Source organism: Streptosporangium nanhuense (genome assembly GCF_059358815.1).
Genome location: NZ_JCADBG010000100.1, coordinates 1 through 1,293 on the forward strand (window position 1 = coordinate 1; position 1,293 = coordinate 1,293).

The window sequence follows — 1,293 nt, forward strand, 5'->3', positions numbered from 1 at the left end:
CTCACCCCGGTGCCCGCCCACCCCGGCGCCCGCTGCACCGCGGGCGTCTGGCTGGACCTGCGCAACGCCGCGGCGACTTTCAACCTGGAGGTCATCAACCCGGCCAACTGGAACTACATCGCCTTGAAGACAGTACCGGTGGACCAGACGGTGGACGGCTGGCGCCTGCACACGGTGAGCTGGACCGCGCAGCGCTCCGACGTCGTGCTGCGGCTGACCGTGGCAAAGGCCTTCAACCACCTGTTCGCCCCACGCGCCGAACTCGACGACGTCGTCGTCCAGTGCGCCTACTGACTGTTCTGGCTCGGTGAAGGTGGCACGCCTCCAGTCCGAAACCCCTTTGCCGTGCCACCTTCATCAAGCCGGGACACGGTTGCCCGGGAGCCCGAACCGAGCGGCGTCCCCGCGGTAGTCGGGCACGGTGCGGCCGACCTCGTGGTGTCGGAGTCGACGCACGCCCGGATCCGGCCCCTACCCCCTCGGATTCAGTGCACCTTGACTCATCCAGACCCGGTGCCGGCCGGCGCGACCACGATCCCTGTACGGCTTCCTCCTCCCGAGCGTGACCCCGGCCCCGAAGCGGAATGATCGTCGCAGGTCACCCACGGTAAGGACCTCTCGCCAGGGGTGCGGGTTTCGGCTGGGACAGCCGGGGATGAGTCCGGCCCCGGGAAGGCGGCGGCGGACGCCGTTCCCGCCGACTAGGCTCGACGCCAGCTCAACGCCGCGCTCTATTGAACCGCGCCGGGATTGCTGGAAGCTTTGATGTGCCCCGGCTTAGACGACTTCGGCCTGCTTGGCTCCAATTGTGTGGTCGAAGCCCTCGGGGTAGATGGTCTAGATTTCGGCCACTTCGATGGAGGCGAAAAACGCGGAGCCGACGCACGGTGGCGAGCGGTGAGATGGACGTAGATGATCTCCGGCGTGGGGTGGGCGTCGGCGCAGCCGGATGCGAGACTTCGCTCCATGACAGAAAAGGGGGCGCGTTCCCTGATCCCGAACATGCGGCTGGACGAGTTGCTGTCGGAGTTGCAGGGGCGTCTGGAGGCGGTGCTGGCCACCCGTGACCGGGTGCACGCGCTGCTGGAGGCCGTGGTCGCGGTGGGCAGCGACCTTGATCTGGAGACCGTGCTGCGCAGGATCGTGGAGACCGCCACCACCCTCGTCGACGCCACCTACGGGGCGCTGGGCGTGGCCGGGGAGCAGAGCACGCTGCTCCAGTTCGTCCCGGTGGGGCTGAGCGAGGAGGAGATCGCGCGGATCGAGCACTGGCCGCACGGCCTCGGCCTGCTC

General features: G+C 68.4%; 1 protein-coding gene and 1 pseudogene. Both read left to right on the forward strand.

The annotated features are described in order from the left end of the window. The coding region (locus AC5L38_RS44150; RefSeq protein ID WP_495248811.1) for a hypothetical protein at positions 1–294 on the forward strand (294 nt) is incomplete at its 5' end. Between the two features lie 672 nt (positions 295–966). After that, positions 967–1,293 (forward strand): annotated as a pseudogene (locus AC5L38_RS44155) (histidine kinase); the annotation flags it as partial.